15 protein-coding genes are annotated in these 15,064 nt (G+C 55.2%); 11 read left to right on the forward strand and 4 right to left on the reverse strand.

The genetic code is table 11. The features are described 5' to 3' along the window. Nucleotides 1–120: 120 nt before the first annotated feature. Nucleotides 121–969 carry an HTH-type transcriptional activator RhaS gene (rhaS, locus tag OGX66_RS00675; protein WP_003840473.1) on the reverse strand — a complete coding sequence of 283 codons (849 nt, stop codon included), beginning with the start codon at nt 967–969 and terminating at the stop codon, nt 121–123. A gap of 303 nt (nt 970–1,272) precedes the next feature. Between rhaS and rhaB the strand changes: the two genes are divergently transcribed. The 5 genes from rhaB (at nt 1,273) to rhaM (ending at nt 6,437) form a co-directional block, all read left to right on the forward strand. After that, nucleotides 1,273–2,742, forward strand: a complete 1,470-nt coding sequence (gene rhaB, locus OGX66_RS00680; protein ID WP_088902889.1) for a rhamnulokinase — start codon at nt 1,273–1,275, stop codon at nt 2,740–2,742. Continuing rightward, a complete protein-coding gene (rhaA, locus tag OGX66_RS00685) occupies nt 2,739–3,998 on the forward strand; it encodes an L-rhamnose isomerase (RefSeq protein WP_049002116.1) in 1,260 nt (419 codons plus the stop codon). Before rhaB ends, rhaA begins: the two co-directional genes overlap by 4 nt. Before the next feature lie 143 nt (nt 3,999–4,141). Next, complete coding sequence (gene rhaD / locus OGX66_RS00690; RefSeq protein ID WP_049002115.1) at nt 4,142–4,966, forward strand: rhamnulose-1-phosphate aldolase; 825 nt, start codon at nt 4,142–4,144, stop codon at nt 4,964–4,966. A gap of 11 nt (nt 4,967–4,977) precedes the next feature. Next, the gene (gene fucO / locus OGX66_RS00695; protein WP_003840463.1) at nt 4,978–6,126 is read left to right on the forward strand and encodes a lactaldehyde reductase; all 1,149 of its coding nucleotides are present in this window, start codon (nt 4,978–4,980) and stop codon (nt 6,124–6,126) included. Next, on the forward strand, nt 6,123–6,437 hold the full coding sequence (gene rhaM / locus OGX66_RS00700) for an L-rhamnose mutarotase (protein ID WP_049002114.1): 315 nt from the start codon (nt 6,123–6,125) through the stop codon (nt 6,435–6,437). Before fucO ends, rhaM begins: the two co-directional genes overlap by 4 nt. Before the next feature lie 57 nt (nt 6,438–6,494). Here the strand turns inward: rhaM and OGX66_RS00705 are convergent, their stop codons facing one another. After that, complete coding sequence (locus tag OGX66_RS00705) at nt 6,495–7,043, reverse strand: helix-turn-helix domain-containing protein (protein WP_049002113.1); 549 nt, start codon at nt 7,041–7,043, stop codon at nt 6,495–6,497. A gap of 101 nt (nt 7,044–7,144) precedes the next feature. On the opposite strand from OGX66_RS00705, the gene OGX66_RS00710 reads away from it, so the two are divergent. Together OGX66_RS00710 and OGX66_RS00715 are read left to right on the forward strand one after the other, a co-directional pair. Continuing rightward, on the forward strand, nt 7,145–7,804 hold the full coding sequence (locus OGX66_RS00710) for an AzlC family ABC transporter permease (protein ID WP_003028720.1): 660 nt from the start codon (nt 7,145–7,147) through the stop codon (nt 7,802–7,804). Next, nucleotides 7,804–8,127 carry an AzlD domain-containing protein gene (locus tag OGX66_RS00715; RefSeq protein WP_003840456.1) on the forward strand — a complete coding sequence of 108 codons (324 nt, stop codon included), beginning with the start codon at nt 7,804–7,806 and terminating at the stop codon, nt 8,125–8,127. The genes OGX66_RS00710 and OGX66_RS00715 overlap by 1 nt, the downstream gene beginning before the upstream one ends. A 42-nt stretch (nt 8,128–8,169) precedes the next feature. Here OGX66_RS00715 and OGX66_RS00720 read toward each other — a convergent pair whose 3' ends face one another. Together OGX66_RS00720 and fdhD are read right to left on the reverse strand one after the other, a co-directional pair. Continuing rightward, nucleotides 8,170–8,382 (reverse strand): YdgH/BhsA/McbA family protein, encoded by a 213-nt coding sequence (locus OGX66_RS00720; protein WP_003825262.1) that lies wholly within the window; start codon nt 8,380–8,382, stop codon nt 8,170–8,172. A gap of 128 nt (nt 8,383–8,510) precedes the next feature. Beyond that, nucleotides 8,511–9,347, reverse strand: a complete 837-nt coding sequence (gene fdhD / locus OGX66_RS00725) for a formate dehydrogenase accessory sulfurtransferase FdhD (RefSeq protein WP_072058123.1) — start codon at nt 9,345–9,347, stop codon at nt 8,511–8,513. 193 nt (nt 9,348–9,540) lie between these two features. Here fdhD and fdnG point away from each other — a divergent pair, with 193 nt between their 5' ends. From fdnG to fdhE, 4 genes are read left to right on the forward strand one after another with little or no spacing between them, the layout of a single operon-like run. After that, nucleotides 9,541–12,591 carry a formate dehydrogenase-N subunit alpha gene (fdnG, locus tag OGX66_RS00730; protein WP_085951592.1) on the forward strand — a complete coding sequence of 1,017 codons (3,051 nt, stop codon included), beginning with the start codon at nt 9,541–9,543 and terminating at the stop codon, nt 12,589–12,591. A gap of 12 nt (nt 12,592–12,603) precedes the next feature. Then, nucleotides 12,604–13,506 (forward strand): formate dehydrogenase O subunit beta, encoded by a 903-nt coding sequence (gene fdoH / locus OGX66_RS00735; RefSeq protein ID WP_016155183.1) that lies wholly within the window; start codon nt 12,604–12,606, stop codon nt 13,504–13,506. Next, nucleotides 13,503–14,138 carry a formate dehydrogenase cytochrome b556 subunit gene (fdoI, locus tag OGX66_RS00740; RefSeq protein WP_003028686.1) on the forward strand — a complete coding sequence of 212 codons (636 nt, stop codon included), beginning with the start codon at nt 13,503–13,505 and terminating at the stop codon, nt 14,136–14,138. Before fdoH ends, fdoI begins: the two co-directional genes overlap by 4 nt. Next, nucleotides 14,135–15,064, forward strand: coding sequence for a formate dehydrogenase accessory protein FdhE (gene fdhE / locus OGX66_RS00745; RefSeq protein ID WP_003840450.1), 930 nt, complete (start codon nt 14,135–14,137; stop codon nt 15,062–15,064). The genes fdoI and fdhE overlap by 4 nt, the downstream gene beginning before the upstream one ends.

Raw genomic sequence — 15,064 nt, forward strand, 5'->3', positions numbered from 1 at the left:
CTGCCGGGTGGCGGCTACGTGTCACGTAATCTGTAGGCCGGATAAGGCGTAGCCGCCATCCGGCGTTAAGGGACATGATTATCTGAGATTCGGCGATAAAAAACGTTGATAGCTTTCGCGTTACTGGAGGCTGCTTGCCACAACGAGATCGCGCCCCTGACGAATATCGCGTGGCGACCACTTGAACTCACGGCGAAAAAGCGTCGAAAAGTGGTTACTGTCGCCGAATCCGCAGAGATAAGCGATGTCTGTCACGCTATCATCACTGTGACGAAGCAGATGCCGAGCCTTGATCAGCCGCAAGCGGTTAAGGTAGCGCTGCGGCGTCAATCCAGTTTGCTGTTTGAGCTGGCGATGCAGAGTACGCAAAGAGAGGGAAAACTTCTCGGCCAGCGCCTCCCAACATACCTCGTCGGCAAAGTTATCTTCCAGCCACGCCATCAGGAGGTTAAGCCGCGCGTCGTTATCGGTCGCTGCTTCCATCAGGCTGCTTTTACGCAGCAGCACCAGCAACTGCATAAACAGGATCTCGCGATTTGCCGCCGTTGGTGTATCCATCCCCTCACCGAGCGCTTCCATCTGCCCCACCAGTTGTCGAACCTGCTGCAACACACCCTGATTCACCCGCCAGTGCGAAGGATACTGCCCATTCTGTTCCTGAGGTAAAAGCTGATTCAGCCCAGCCAGAAATTGAAACGCATCCGGGGAGCGATACAACACATTGGTCAGGCACAGATTGTCAGTATGTTCATATAAATGCCGGTCATGATCGCGAACGAAACACACCGTACCGCCGCTGATGGTGTAAGGCTGTCCGTTGAACACATGGATCCCCGTTCCATGTTCGACCACCACAATTTCATGAAAATCATGATGATGTTCTGGAAACGCAGGTTGAGGAAGCCGCGGTTCAATAGCCACTGGCGCTTTACCTGTCGGAAAAAAATCCACGCAATGCAATATCGTCATGATGACATCCTTCCCGATCAAATGAACATGGCTGAATAGTAATTAAGGGTTATCACCCTCACCTTAAATTTTTGACGCCAAAGTGCGTAAACACGGTCAATTCTTCAAGAAATAGCGGGAAAGATCGGGAATTGCGGAAGACGTCACATCCGCTAAAACCGACCCTATTAATAGAAATTGTGAACAGCATCACGTTCACCTTTGCCATGTTGCCAGCCGCTAATTGTGGCTGTCACTGTCAAGAAGGTACGCGTTATCTGGGGTTCTTAGACTGAGTGCAATAAAACTCAGAAGGACCTCGCTATGACTTTTCGCCATTGTGTCGCAGTCGATCTCGGCGCATCCAGTGGGCGCGTAATGCTGGCGCGTTACGACAGTGAACACCGCACCCTGACGCTGCGTGAAATCCACCGCTTCGTGAACTGCCTGCAAAAAACAGACGGTTTTGACACCTGGGACATCGACAGCCTGGAAAACGATATTCGTCTTGGCCTGAAAAAAGTCTGCGATGAAGGCATTCGGATAGACAGCATCGGAATTGATACCTGGGGCGTGGATTACGTGCTGATCGATAACGTCGGTCGACGTGTCGGTCTGCCGGTCTCTTACCGTGACAGCCGCACGACCGGCATTATGGCGCAAGCGATGGCGCAGCCGGGTAAAGGTGAAATTTACTGCCGTAGCGGCATTCAGTTTCTGCCCTTTAATACCCTGTATCAGTTGCGTGCGCTGGTTGAACAACAGCCAGAACTGCTCCCGCAGGTGGCCCATGCCCTACTGATCCCCGACTACTTCAGCTTTCGCCTGACCGGCAAAATGAACTGGGAATACACCAATGCCACCACCACCCAGTTAGTCAATATCAATACCGACGACTGGGATGACACTCTGCTGGCGTGGACCGGAGCAGACAAAGCCTGGTTTGGTCGTCCGACGCATCCGGGGAACGTAATTGGTCACTGGATTTGCCCGCAGAAAAATCAAATTCCGGTCGTAGCCGTCGCCAGTCACGACACGGCCAGCGCGGTCATTGCTTCTCCGCTGGCCGACAAAAACAGCGCCTATCTCTCTTCCGGGACCTGGTCGCTGATGGGCTTTGAGAGCAGAACGCCGTATACCAACGATGCGGCACTGGCGGCGAATATCACCAACGAAGGCGGCGCGGAAGGGCGCTACCGTGTCCTGAAAAATATTATGGGGCTGTGGCTGCTCCAGCGCGTATTAAAAGAGCGCCAGATTTCCGATCTGCCAACGCTTATCAGCCAAACGCAAGCGCTGCCGGCCTGTCAATTCCTGATTAACCCGAACGACGATCGCTTTATCAACCCCGACGATATGAGTGCAGAAATTCAGGCAGCATGCCGTGAATCAGGCCAACCCGTACCCCTGCAAAACGCCGAACTGGCGCGCTGTATCTTCGACAGCCTGGCGTTGCTGTACGCCGACATCCTGCAAGAGCTGGCACAACTGCGTGGTGCAGCATTTAGCCAACTGCACATTGTCGGTGGCGGTTGCCAGAACGCCTTGCTGAACCAGCTGTGCGCGGATGCCTGCGGTATTCGCGTGATGTCCGGGCCAATTGAGGCATCCACGCTCGGCAATATTGGCATCCAGCTGATGACGCTGGACGAGCTGAACAACGTTGATGATTTCCGTCAGGTGGTGCGCGCCAACTACGAATTGACCACCTTCATTCCCAATCCTGAAAGTGAAATTGCCCGCTACCAGGCGCAGTTTCAATCACTACGACAGACAAAGGAGCTTTGCGCATGACCACTCAACTTGAACAAGCCTGGGAACTGGCAAAACTGCGTTTCGCCGCAGTAGGCATTGATGTCGAGGCGGCCTTACGCCAGCTCGATCGTCTGCCGGTCTCCATGCACTGCTGGCAGGGCGATGATGTCGCCGGTTTCGAAAATCCGGAAGGTTCGCTCACTGGCGGTATTCAGGCTACCGGTAACTATCCGGGTAAAGCGCGTAACGCCACCGAACTGCGGGCCGATCTGGAGCAGGCGCTGAGCCTGATTCCGGGTCCAAAACGTCTGAATTTGCACGCGATCTATCTGGAATCTGATACGCCGGTTGCCCGCGATCAAATCAAACCTGAGCACTTTAAAAACTGGGTGGAGTGGGCGAAAACGAACCAGTTAGGACTGGATTTCAACCCATCCTGCTTCTCACACCCGCTGAGCGCCGACGGTTTCACGCTGGCCCACGCCGATGACACCATTCGCCAGTTCTGGATCGATCACTGCAAAGCCAGCCGTCGCGTCTCAGCGTATTTTGGCGAGCAGTTGGGTACGCCATCAGTGATGAACATCTGGATCCCGGATGGCATGAAAGACATCACCGTTGATCGTTTAGCACCGCGCCAGCGTCTGCTGGACGCGCTGGACGAAGTGATCAGCGAGAAACTCGACCCGGCGCACCATATCGATGCCGTCGAAAGCAAGCTGTTTGGCATCGGTGCGGAAAGCTACACCGTGGGCTCTAACGAGTTCTACATGGGTTACGCCACCAGTCGCCAGACGGCGCTGTGTCTGGATGCGGGTCACTTCCATCCGACCGAAGTGATTTCCGACAAAATCTCCGCCGCCATGCTGTACGTGCCGCGCCTGCTGCTGCATGTCAGCCGTCCAGTGCGTTGGGACAGCGATCACGTGGTGCTGCTGGATGATGAAACGCAGGCGATTGCCAGCGAGATCGTGCGCCACAACCTGTTTGACCGCGTACACATCGGCCTCGACTTCTTCGACGCCTCCATTAACCGTATCGCCGCGTGGGTGATCGGTACCCGCAATATGAAAAAAGCCCTGCTGCGCGCGCTGTTAGAACCGACCGAGCAACTGCGCCAGCTCGAAGCCAGCGGCGACTACACCGCACGCCTGGCCCTGCTGGAAGAGCAAAAATCGCTGCCGTGGCAGGCCGTCTGGGAGATGTATTGCCAGCGTCACGACACGCCTGCGGGCAGCCAGTGGCTGGACAGCGTGCGCACTTATGAAAAAGAGATTTTGAGCAAACGTAGCTAACCGTGACGCCAGGCTTGTAGGCCGGATAAGACGCCCCGCGTCGCCATCCGGCAATGAATGAAACACGATTGCCGGATGGTGCTTCGCTTATCCGGCCTACGTAAGACCCGATAACGTTCGGGCAATAAACAGGAACACCGAACATGCAAAACATTACTACTTCCTGGTTCGTCCAGGGGATGATCAAAGCCACTTCTGATGCGTGGCTGAAAGGCTGGGACGAGCGTAACGGCGGTAACCTGACGCTGCGTCTTGATGAAGCAGATATCGCGCCATTTAGCGCCGATTTCCACGAAAAACCACGCTATATCGCGCTGAGTCAGCCGATGCCGCTGCTGGCGAATACGCCGTTTATCGTCACCGGTTCGGGGAAATTTTTCCGCAACGTCCAGCTCGATCCAGCAGCCAATTTGGGCGTGGTAAAAATCGACAGCGACGGTGCGGGCTACCACATCCTCTGGGGCCTGACTCACGAGGCCGTACCGACCTCTGAACTGCCGGCTCACTTCCTCTCTCACTGCGAACGCATTAAAGCGACGAACGGTAAAGACCGCGTGATCATGCACTGCCATGCCACCAACCTGATCGCTCTGACCTACGTGCTGGAAAACAACACCGCGCTGATTACCCGCAAGCTGTGGGAAGGCAGCACCGAGTGCCTGGTGGTGTTCCCGGATGGCGTTGGCATTCTGCCGTGGATGGTGCCAGGTACAGATGAAATTGGTCAGGCGACCGCCGAGAAAATGCAGAAACACTCGCTGGTACTGTGGCCATTCCACGGCGTGTTCGGCAGTGGACCCACCCTCGACGAAGCGTTCGGTTTGATCGATACCGCAGAGAAATCCGCTGAAGTTTTAGTCAAAATCTATTCGATGGGCGGTATGAAGCAGACCATTACGCGTGAAGAGCTGATCGCACTTGGCAAACGCTTCGGCGTGACGCCGCTGGCAAGCGCACTGGCATTGTAAGGAGAATAATGATGAGCTTTATGTTGGCACTGCCAAAAATTAGCCTGCATGGCGCCGGCGCGATTGCCGATATGGCGAACCTCGTGGCGAATAAACAATGGGGCAAAGCGCTGATCGTCACCGATGGTCAACTGGTAAAGCTGGGCCTGCTGGATAGCCTGTTTGCTGCGCTGGATGAACATCAGATGTCTTACCACCTGTTTGATGAGGTGTTTCCAAACCCGACGGAAGAGCTGGTGCAGAAAGGTTTCGCGGCGTATCAGAACGCAGAATGTGACTACATTATTGCCTTCGGTGGCGGTAGCCCGATCGATACCGCTAAAGCGGTGAAGATCCTGACCGCCAACCCCGGCCCTTCTACTGCTTACTCCGGCGTAGGCAAAGTTAAAAATGCGGGTGTACCGCTGGTCGCCATCAATACCACCGCCGGTACGGCAGCAGAGATGACCAGCAACGCGGTCATTATCGACTCTGCTCGTAAGGTCAAAGAGGTGATCATCGACCCGAATATCATCCCGGATATCGCCGTGGATGACGCCAGCGTCATGCTGGACATCCCGGCATCCGTCACCGCCGCAACCGGTATGGACGCCTTAACCCACGCGGTGGAAGCCTATGTTTCCGTTGGTGCGCATCCGCTCACCGACGCTAACGCGCTGGAAGCGATTCGCCTGATCAACCTGTGGCTACCAAAAGCGGTCGACGACGGTCATAATCTCGACGCTCGTGAGCAAATGGCGTTTGGTCAGTATCTGGCGGGGATGGCCTTTAACAGCGCTGGTCTCGGTCTGGTGCATGCGCTGGCGCACCAGCCGGGCGCAACCCATAATCTGCCACACGGCGTCTGCAACGCCATCCTGCTGCCGGTAATCGAAAACTTTAACCGTCCAAACGCCGTGGCGCGCTTTGCCCGCGTAGCGCAGGCGATGGGCGTCGATACCCGTGACATGAGCGATGAAGCGGCAAGTATGGAGGCCATCAACGCGATTCGTGCACTCAGCAAGCGTGTCGGTATTCCTGCGGGCTTTAGTTCACTTGGCGTGACGAAAGAGGATATTGAGGGCTGGCTGGATAAAGCGTTGGCCGATCCGTGTGCGCCGTGCAACCCGCGCACCGCCAGCCGCGACGAGGTCCGCGAGCTGTATCTGGAGGCGTTATGATTCGCAAGGCCTTTATAATGCAGGTGAATGCCGACGCGCACGTTGAGTACCAGCGTCGTCATAACCCCATCTGGCCAGAACTGGAAACAGTGCTGAAAGAACACGGCGCCCATCACTACGCGATTTATCTCGATCAGGCGCGCAATCTGCTGTTCGCCACCGTTGAGATTGAGTCCGAAGAACGCTGGAATGCCGTTGCCAGCACCGACGTTTGCCAACGTTGGTGGAAGCATATGCGCGACGTAATGCTGGCCAACCCAGACAACAGTCCGGTCAGCGCAGAGCTAAAAGAAGTGTTTTATTTGCAGTAGTCTTGTAGGCCGGATAAGGCGCTAACGCGCCGCATCCGGCACAACGCAACATAACAGTTAGTTCTGCTCAGAAACCAGAATCGCCTGGGTGTCAGGCTCCAGCGCTTTAAAGATATGCGCCTGGTCAGCGGGGTAACAAATATAGTCGCCCTCGCCTAACTCCTCCGGTGCTTCCGTCAATCCCACTATCGCCTTACCCTGCGTCACGATGATGTGTTCAACCGATCCCGGCGGATGCGGCTGTGAAATCCGATCCGCGCCCGGCTGCGTCAGCAGCAGATAGATATCCCGCCGTGCCCCCGGTGGGCAGGCGGCCAGTAAAATGGCCTGATAGTGGGCCTGCTCAGCCACGACTTTTGTTCCTTCGCCGCGGCGAATCACCTGCGTTTTTTGTTCCTGCGGCTCCAGCAGGCGCGCAAAGGGAATATCCAACGCCACACACAGCGACCAGAGCGTTTCCAGGCTAGGATTGCCATTGCCCGCTTCCAATTGCGAGAGTGTCGATTTTGCAATCCCTGCGCGACGGGCAATCTCTGCCAATGACAAACCGGTGCGCTGACGTTCACGCACCAGGCTTTTCGCGATCATACTGATGGGCTGGGTCATTCACGACTCCATGTTCTTTATATCGAACGAATCGTTCGACTTGTAATATTAACTGGTCGCGTTCATTATAATGGAAATTCGTTCGATATGGCTAAAATGGTATGAAACATTATTTTTCCAGTCTCAAAGGCGACACAATAAAAGCAATATTTTTAGTCTGTCTGGCCGTCGGCGTAGTCGGCATGTCATACGGCTCGCTGGCAATGGCCTACGGCTTCCCGCTGTGGGTACCGTTTGTGCTCTCAATTACCGTGCTGGCGGGTGCATCCGAGTTTATGTTTATCGGCATCGTCGCCAGCGGCGGTAACCCACTGGCGGCTGCGGCTGCCGGTTTACTGGTCAACGCCCGACACATCCCGTTTGGCGTCACGGTGCGCGATCTTGTGGGCTCCCGGGCTGCGAGTTTCCTCGGCTGTCATATCATGAACGACGAAAGCGTAGTATTCGGCCTGTCGCAAAAAACACCCGAACAACGTAAAGCAGCCTATTGGCTGTGCGGTCTGGGCGTCGCTATTTTCTGGCCTGTTGGCACACTGATCGGCGCGGGCGTCGGCAAACTGCTCCCCGCCCCGGAAACCATCGGTCTGGATGCCGTCTTCCCTGCAATTTTATTGGCCTTAGTGGTCCCGGCCTTTAAAAACCGCACCACACTGATTCGCGCCTGTAGCGGTGCCGGGTTGTCGCTTGCCGCCATCCCCTTTGCGCCGGTCGGTTTACCGGTTTTGCTCTCACTGTTTGGCTTACTGACGAGGAAAAAATAATGGGCAACATGACGCTGTTTATCGTCGGTATCGCCATCTTATCTCTGGGAACCTATTTAATGCGTTTAGGCGGAGCGAAGCTTGGGAGTCGTTTAGCGTTCTCGGAACGCTCGCAGGCGCTGCTTTCCGACGCCGCAACGGTATTACTGTTCTCCGTTGCGCTGGCGACCACCTTTTACGAAGGCGAACACTTTGCCGGTATGGCGCGGGTTCTTGGGGTTGGCTTCGCGGTATTTCTCGCCTGGCGCAAGCTGCCGCTAATCGTGGTGATCGTTGCCGCCGCGGTGGTGACCGCATTGCTGCGTATAGCGGGCATAAACTAAAAAAGCGCCTCAAGGGCGCTCTTTCGACAGTACTGAGGTATCTTATTTCAGCAGTTCAGCAGTCATGTGCACGCGGTTGCCGGTGTAAGCCTGAGTGATTTTATAATCGCTGGCGCCTGCACGTTCAGCCTGGGCGGCAATTTTTGCTTCAGCACTTTCCAGCGTAGAACCGGTTGCGGTAACTGTCTGAGCAGCGAAAGAACCGAAAGAAGTAGCCAGAGCGATAACTGCGACAAAAGTTTTGATGCTTTTCATGATATAAACTCTTTAACTTAGTTGTTTGAGTAAGGCACCGTGCCTTGATGTGATAAATAATAGCCCTCACATCGCACAACTAAAAGCGGAAGGATTTGCCAGTCTAATTCAAAATAATTGAATAACTTTTATTCAGCTATCAGACGCTCGGGGTGTGTATAAATCGTCGCCCTGCCCGGTTTGCAAAAACCCACCAGCGTCAGGTTACAGCGCTCGGCAACTTCTACCGCCAGCGTTGTCGCGGCAGACACAGCAAACAGAATCTCCACGCCGCACATCGCCGACTTCTGCACCATCTCGTAGCTGGCGCGGCTGGAGACTAATACCGCGCCCTGTTGCCAGGTTTCCCCTTCGATTGCGCGTCGCCCCAGCAGTTTATCCAGCGCAACATGACGCCCAACATCTTCATGCCCGCCCGCCAGATGACCTGACGGCTGTACCCAGGCAGCCGCGTGTGTGCAGCCTGTCAGTTGCCCCACGGGTTGAAAATTATTGAGATGGCGTAAAGCGTGATCGAGATTCGCCAGATCGAATGTCTGGGTAAACGGCAGCGGCTGGACTGGCTTGCCAATGTCATTGAGCTGCTCCACGCCACAAACGCCGCAACCGGTGCGACCGGCCAGCGCGCGACGACGTTCCTTCAGCCCCATAAATCGGCGACTGGACAGCTCAACCTGCACTTCTAATCCGTTACAGGAAGGAACCACTTCCATTGCGTAGATATCCTGCGGGCGCTCAATAATGCCTTCAGAAAGTGAAAAGCCCATCGCAAAGTGCTCAAGATCTTTCGGTGACGCCATCATCACCACGTGCGAAATCCCGTTGTAAACCAGCGCAACCGGTACTTCCTCAGCGACGACATCCGGCTGAGGATGTTGCAAATCCTCGCGTTTCCAGAGGGTCAACTGGCGCGTTCCTGTCAAAGTCGTCACATTTTTGATGTTTTCTCGAATAATCTTATTCACTTTCTTTTAACCATATTGGAACACGCATACCAACATTGTGGTATTCTTTACAAACCCCTCCTGGAGGGAGGGAAATTCACCCAATTCTGGACCTTTGCGGTCCCGTCCGCAAAGAAAAATAACAACCACTTCCCTCACGCTCGAGTAACGGAAAAGTGAAGGGAACGTGACAATGTCGAAAAAGGAGCAAACCATGCAGGTCAGCAGAAGGCAGTTCTTTAAGATCTGCGCTGGCGGTATGGCAGGCACCACGGCAGCGGCACTGGGTTTTGCACCCGGCGTAGCGCTCGCGGAAACACGGCAATATAAACTGCTGCGTACCCGCGAAACCCGTAACACCTGCACTTACTGTTCCGTTGGCTGTGGACTGTTAATGTACAGTCTCGGTGACGGAGCAAAAAACGCCAAAGCATCCATCTTCCATATCGAAGGGGACCCGGATCACCCGGTGAACCGTGGCGCGTTGTGCCCGAAAGGGGCAGGACTTGTGGACTTCATCCACTCCGAAAGTCGCCTGAAATTCCCGGAATACCGCGCACCAGGCTCTGATAAGTGGCAACAGATTAGCTGGGATGAGGCATTTGACCGCATCGCTAAGCTGATGAAAGAAGACCGCGACGCAAACTACGTTGCACAAAACGCCGAAGGCGTAACCGTTAACCGCTGGCTTTCCACTGGGATGCTGTGTGCTTCCGCTTCCAGTAACGAAACCGGCTATTTAACGCAAAAATTCTCCCGCGCGCTCGGTATGCTCGCGGTCGACAACCAGGCACGCGTCTGACACGGACCAACGGTAGCAAGTCTTGCTCCAACATTTGGTCGCGGTGCGATGACCAACCACTGGGTCGACATTAAAAACGCCAACCTCGTTGTGGTGATGGGCGGTAACGCCGCTGAAGCCCACCCGGTCGGATTCCGCTGGGCGATGGAAGCTAAAATTCACAACGGCGCGAAGCTGATTGTGATCGATCCGCGCTTTACGCGAACCGCAGCGGTGGCTGATTTCTATGCGCCGATTCGTTCCGGTACTGACATTGCTTTCCTGTCAGGCGTCTTGCTGTACCTGCTGAACAACGAAAAATTCAACCGCGAATACACTGAAGCCTATACCAACGCCAGCCTTATCGTGCGTGAGGATTACGGTTTCGAAGATGGCCTGTTCACTGGCTACGACGCGGACAAACGCAAGTATGACAAAACCAGCTGGAACTACGAGCTGGATGAAAAAGGCTTCGCCAAACGCGATGTCACCCTGCAACACCCGCGCTGCGTGTGGAACCTGCTGAAACAGCACGTCTCCCGCTACACGCCGGACGTTGTAGAAAATATCTGCGGTACGCCAAAGGCTGACTTCCTGAAGGTCTGTGAGTACATCGCAGAAACCAGTGCCAAAGATAAAACCGCGTCGTTCCTGTACGCCCTTGGCTGGACACAACACTCCGTAGGTGCGCAGAACATCCGTACCATGGCGATGATCCAGTTGCTGCTTGGCAACATGGGGATGGCCGGCGGCGGTGTTAACGCCCTGCGCGGTCACTCCAACATTCAGGGTCTGACCGACTTAGGCCTGCTGTCACAAAGCCTGCCTGGCTATATGACGCTGCCGAGCGAAAAACAGACTGACCTGCAAACCTACCTTGCCGCCAACACGCCAAAACCGTTGCTGGAAGGTCAGGTGAACTACTGGGGTAACTACCCGAAATTCTTCGTCTCAATGATGAAAGCCTTCTTTGGCGATAAAGCGACAGCGGAAAACAGCTGGGGCTTCGACTTGCTGCCGAAGTGGGATAAAGGGTACGACGTGCTGCAGTACTTCGAGATGATGAACCAGGGCAAAGTGAATGGCTATATCTGCCAGGGCTTTAACCCGGTCGCGTCATTCCCGAATAAAAACAAGGTCGTGGCTTCACTGTCCAAACTGAAATTCCTGGTCACCATTGACCCACTCAACACCGAAACGTCTACCTTCTGGCAGAACCACGGTGAGTCGAACGATGTGGATCCGTCGAAAATCCAGACCGAAGTATTCCGTCTGCCGTCCACCTGCTTCGCCGAAGAGAACGGTTCTATCGTTAACTCCGGTCGCTGGCTGCAGTGGCACTGGAAAGGCGCGGATGCCCCGGGGATTGCCGTTACCGATGGTGAAATCCTCGCCGGTATCTTCCTGCGCATGCGCAAGATGTATGCCGAGCAGGGTGGCGCGAACCCGGAACAGGTGCTGAGCATGACCTGGAACTACTCCACACCACACGAACCGGCTTCGGAAGAAGTGGCGATGGAGAGCAACGGTAAAGCGCTGGCCGACATTACCGACCCGGCAACAGGTGCAGTCATCGTCAAGAAAGGCCAACAGCTTAGCTCGTTCGCCCAACTGCGAGACGACGGCACCACTTCCAGCGGCTGTTGGATTTTTGCCGGTAGCTGGACGCCGGAAGGCAACCAGATGGCACGTCGCGATAACGCCGACCCATCAGGCCTTGGCAACACGCTGGGCTGGGCATGGGCGTGGCCGCTCAACCGACGCATTCTGTATAACCGCGCGTCTGCTGACCCGCAGGGGAATCCGTGGGATCCAAAACGTCAGATCCTGAAATGGGATGGGGCGAAATGGAGCGGGATGGATATTCCGGACTACAGCGCCGCCGCACCTGGCAGCAACGTTGGGCCGTTCATCATGCAGCCGGAAGGGATGGGACGCCTGTTTGCTATCGATAAGATGGCGGAAGGTCCGTTCCCGGAACACTACGAGCCGTTTGAAACGCCGCTGGGAACTAACCCGCTGCACCCGAACGTTATCTCTAACCCTGCCGCGCGCATCTTTAAAGGTGACGCGGAAGCACTGGGTAAAGCAGATAAATTCCCGTACGTCGGTACGACCTATCGTCTGACCGAGCACTTCCACTACTGGACCAAGCATGCGCTGCTCAATGCCATCGCACAGCCGGAACAGTTTGTGGAAATTGGCGAGAAGCTGGCGAATAAGCTCGGTATCTCTCATGGCGATACCGTCAAAGTCTCCTCTAACCGCGGCTACATTAAAGCCAAAGCAGTAGTGACTAAACGTATTCGCACGCTGAAGGCCAACGGTCAGGATATCGACACCATCGGTATTCCGATTCACTGGGGCTACGAAGGTGTGGCGAAAAAAGGCTTTATCGCTAACACGTTAACGCCATTCGTCGGTGATGCGAACACGCAGACGCCGGAATTTAAGTCCTTCCTCGTGAACGTGGAAAAGGTGTAACGGAGACGACCTATGGCTTATCAATCGCAAGACATCATTCGTCGTTCCGCCACTAACGGTTTCACCCCCGCGCCTCAGGCGCGGGACCATCAGGAAGAGGTGGCGAAGCTTATCGACGTCACCACCTGTATCGGCTGTAAAGCGTGTCAGGTGGCGTGTTCTGAATGGAACGACATCCGTGATGAAGTGGGCAACAACGTTGGGGTGTACGACAACCCAGCTGATTTGACTGCTAAATCCTGGACGGTAATGCGCTTCTCGGAAGTGGAACAAAACGACAAACTGGAGTGGCTTATCCGCAAGGATGGCTGTATGCACTGTGCCGATCCGGGCTGCCTGAAGGCGTGTCCGGCTGAAGGTGCAATCATTCAGTATGCCAACGGTATCGTCGACTTCCAGTCCGAGCAGTGTATCGGCTGTGGCTACTGTATCGCAGGCTGTCCGTTCGACGTGCCGCGCCTCAACCCGGAAGACAACCGCGTCTACAAATGTACGCTGTGCGTTGACCGTGTCGTGGTCGGGCAAGAACCGGCCTGCGTGAAAACCTGCCCAACCGGCGCGATTCATTTCGGTACTAAAGAGTCGATGAAAACGCTGGCAGGCGAGCGTGTGGCGGAGCTGAAAACCCGTGGTTACGAAAACGCGGGTCTGTACGATCCGGCAGGCGTTGGTGGTACGCACGTCATGTACGTATTGCACCATGCTGACAAGCCGAGTCTGTATCACGGCCTGCCGGAGAACCCGGAAATCAGCGCCACCGTGAAATTCTGGAAAGGCATCTGGAAACCTCTCGCAGCCGTCGGCTTCGCAGCGACATTTGCGGCCAGTATCTTCCACTACGTCGGTGTAGGCCCAAACCGCGCGGAAGAGGAAGAAGACAACCTGCATGAAGAAAAAGACGAGGTGCGCAAATGAAACGACGTGACACCATCGTGCGCTACACGGCGCCGGAACGCATCAACCACTGGATCACCGCCTTCTGCTTCATTCTGGCGGCAGTGAGCGGGATGGGCTTTCTCTTCCCGTCTTTTAACTGGCTGATGCACATCATGGGCACACCGCAACTGGCGCGAATTGTGCACCCGTTTGTCGGCGTGATCATGTTTGCCTCGTTTATCATCATGTTTTTCCGTTACTGGCACCACAATCTAATCAATCGGGATGATATCTTTTGGGCGAAGAATATTCGTAAGATTGTCGTCAACGAGGAAGTAGGTGACACGGGACGTTATAACTTCGGCCAGAAATGCGTATTCTGGGCGGCGATTATCTTCCTGGTCCTGTTGCTGGTGAGCGGAGTGGTCATCTGGCGTCCGTATTTTGCACCTGCTTTCTCAATCCCGGTGATCCGATTCGCGTTAATGCTGCATTCATTTGCCGCAGTAGCGCTAATTGTGGTTATCATGGTGCACATTTACGCCGCCCTTTGGGTGAAAGGCACCATTACCGCGATGGTGGAAGGATGGGTTACCAGCTCATGGGCGAAGAAACATCACCCGCGCTGGTACCGTGAAGTCCGCCAGAAACAGGAAAAGTCATCTGAATGAGTATTCGCATAATCCCGCAAGATGAGCTGGAGAAGAGCGAGAAACGCACGGCGGATATGATTCCGCCGTTATTATTCCCCAGACTCAAAAATTTGTATAACCGCCGCGCTGAGCGCCTGCGCGAGCTGGCCGAGAGCAACCCGCTGGGCGACTACCTGCGCTTTGCCGCGCTGATCGCCCACGCGCAGGAAGTGGTGCTGTACGACCATCCGCTGCAGATGGATCTGACCGCGCGCATCAAAGAAGCGAACGATCAGGGCAAACCGCCGCTGGATATCCACGTCCTGCCACGCGACAAGCACTGGCAAAAGCTGCTGCAGTCGTTGATTGCTGAGCTGAAGCCAGAGATGAGCGGTCCCGCGTTAGCGGTGATCGAGAATCTGGAAAAAGCCTCAGAGCAAGAACTGGAGCTGATGGCCAGCGCGCTGTTTGCCTCTGATTTCGCCTCCGTCAGCAGCGACAAAGCACCGTTCATTTGGGCTGCCCTGTCGCTCTACTGGGCGCAGATGGCAAGCCTGATCCCCGGCAAAGCCCGTGCGGAATACGGTGAACAGCGTCAGTACTGCCCGGTGTGTGGTTCAATGCCGGTTTCCAGCATGGTGCAAATCGGTACCACCCAGGGTCTGCGTTATCTGCACTGCAACCTGTGCGAAACCGAGTGGCACGTGGTGCGCGTGAAGTGCAGCAACTGCGAACAGAGCCGTGATTTGAACTACTGGTCACTGGATAACGAACAGGCGGCAATCAAAGCTGAAAGCTGCGGCGACTGCGGGACTTACCTGAAGATTCTCTATCAGGAAAAAGACCCGAAAGTCGAAGCCGTGGCCGACGATCTCGCCTCACTGATGCTGGACGCGCATATGGAGCAAGAGGGCTTTGCCCGCAGTTCCATCAACCCGTTCCTGTTCCCGGGTGAAGGGGAGTAA

The organism is Citrobacter sp. Cf072 (genome assembly GCF_030334485.1).
Taxonomy (GTDB): Bacteria; Pseudomonadota; Gammaproteobacteria; order Enterobacterales; family Enterobacteriaceae; genus Citrobacter; species Citrobacter freundii.

Excerpts from the sequence above, each read along its gene's own strand:
- fdhE (WP_003840450.1), top strand. The coding sequence starts at position 14,135 with ATGAGTATTCGCATAATCCCGCAAGATGAGCTGGAGAAGAGCGAGAAA.
- rhaM (WP_049002114.1), top strand. The coding sequence starts at position 6,123 with ATGATTCGCAAGGCCTTTATAATGCAGGTGAATGCCGACGCGCACGTT.
- rhaS (WP_003840473.1), bottom strand. The coding sequence starts at position 969 with ATGACGATATTGCATTGCGTGGATTTTTTTCCGACAGGTAAAGCGCCA.
- OGX66_RS00710 (WP_003028720.1), top strand. The coding sequence starts at position 7,145 with ATGAAACATTATTTTTCCAGTCTCAAAGGCGACACAATAAAAGCAATA.
- fdoH (WP_016155183.1), top strand. The coding sequence starts at position 12,604 with ATGGCTTATCAATCGCAAGACATCATTCGTCGTTCCGCCACTAACGGT.
- fdoI (WP_003028686.1), top strand. The coding sequence starts at position 13,503 with ATGAAACGACGTGACACCATCGTGCGCTACACGGCGCCGGAACGCATC.
- rhaB (WP_088902889.1), top strand. The coding sequence starts at position 1,273 with ATGACTTTTCGCCATTGTGTCGCAGTCGATCTCGGCGCATCCAGTGGG.
- fucO (WP_003840463.1), top strand. The coding sequence starts at position 4,978 with ATGAGCTTTATGTTGGCACTGCCAAAAATTAGCCTGCATGGCGCCGGC.
- rhaD (WP_049002115.1), top strand. The coding sequence starts at position 4,142 with ATGCAAAACATTACTACTTCCTGGTTCGTCCAGGGGATGATCAAAGCC.
- OGX66_RS00720 (WP_003825262.1), bottom strand. The coding sequence starts at position 8,382 with ATGAAAAGCATCAAAACTTTTGTCGCAGTTATCGCTCTGGCTACTTCT.
- OGX66_RS00715 (WP_003840456.1), top strand. The coding sequence starts at position 7,804 with ATGGGCAACATGACGCTGTTTATCGTCGGTATCGCCATCTTATCTCTG.
- rhaA (WP_049002116.1), top strand. The coding sequence starts at position 2,739 with ATGACCACTCAACTTGAACAAGCCTGGGAACTGGCAAAACTGCGTTTC.
- OGX66_RS00705 (WP_049002113.1), bottom strand. The coding sequence starts at position 7,043 with ATGACCCAGCCCATCAGTATGATCGCGAAAAGCCTGGTGCGTGAACGT.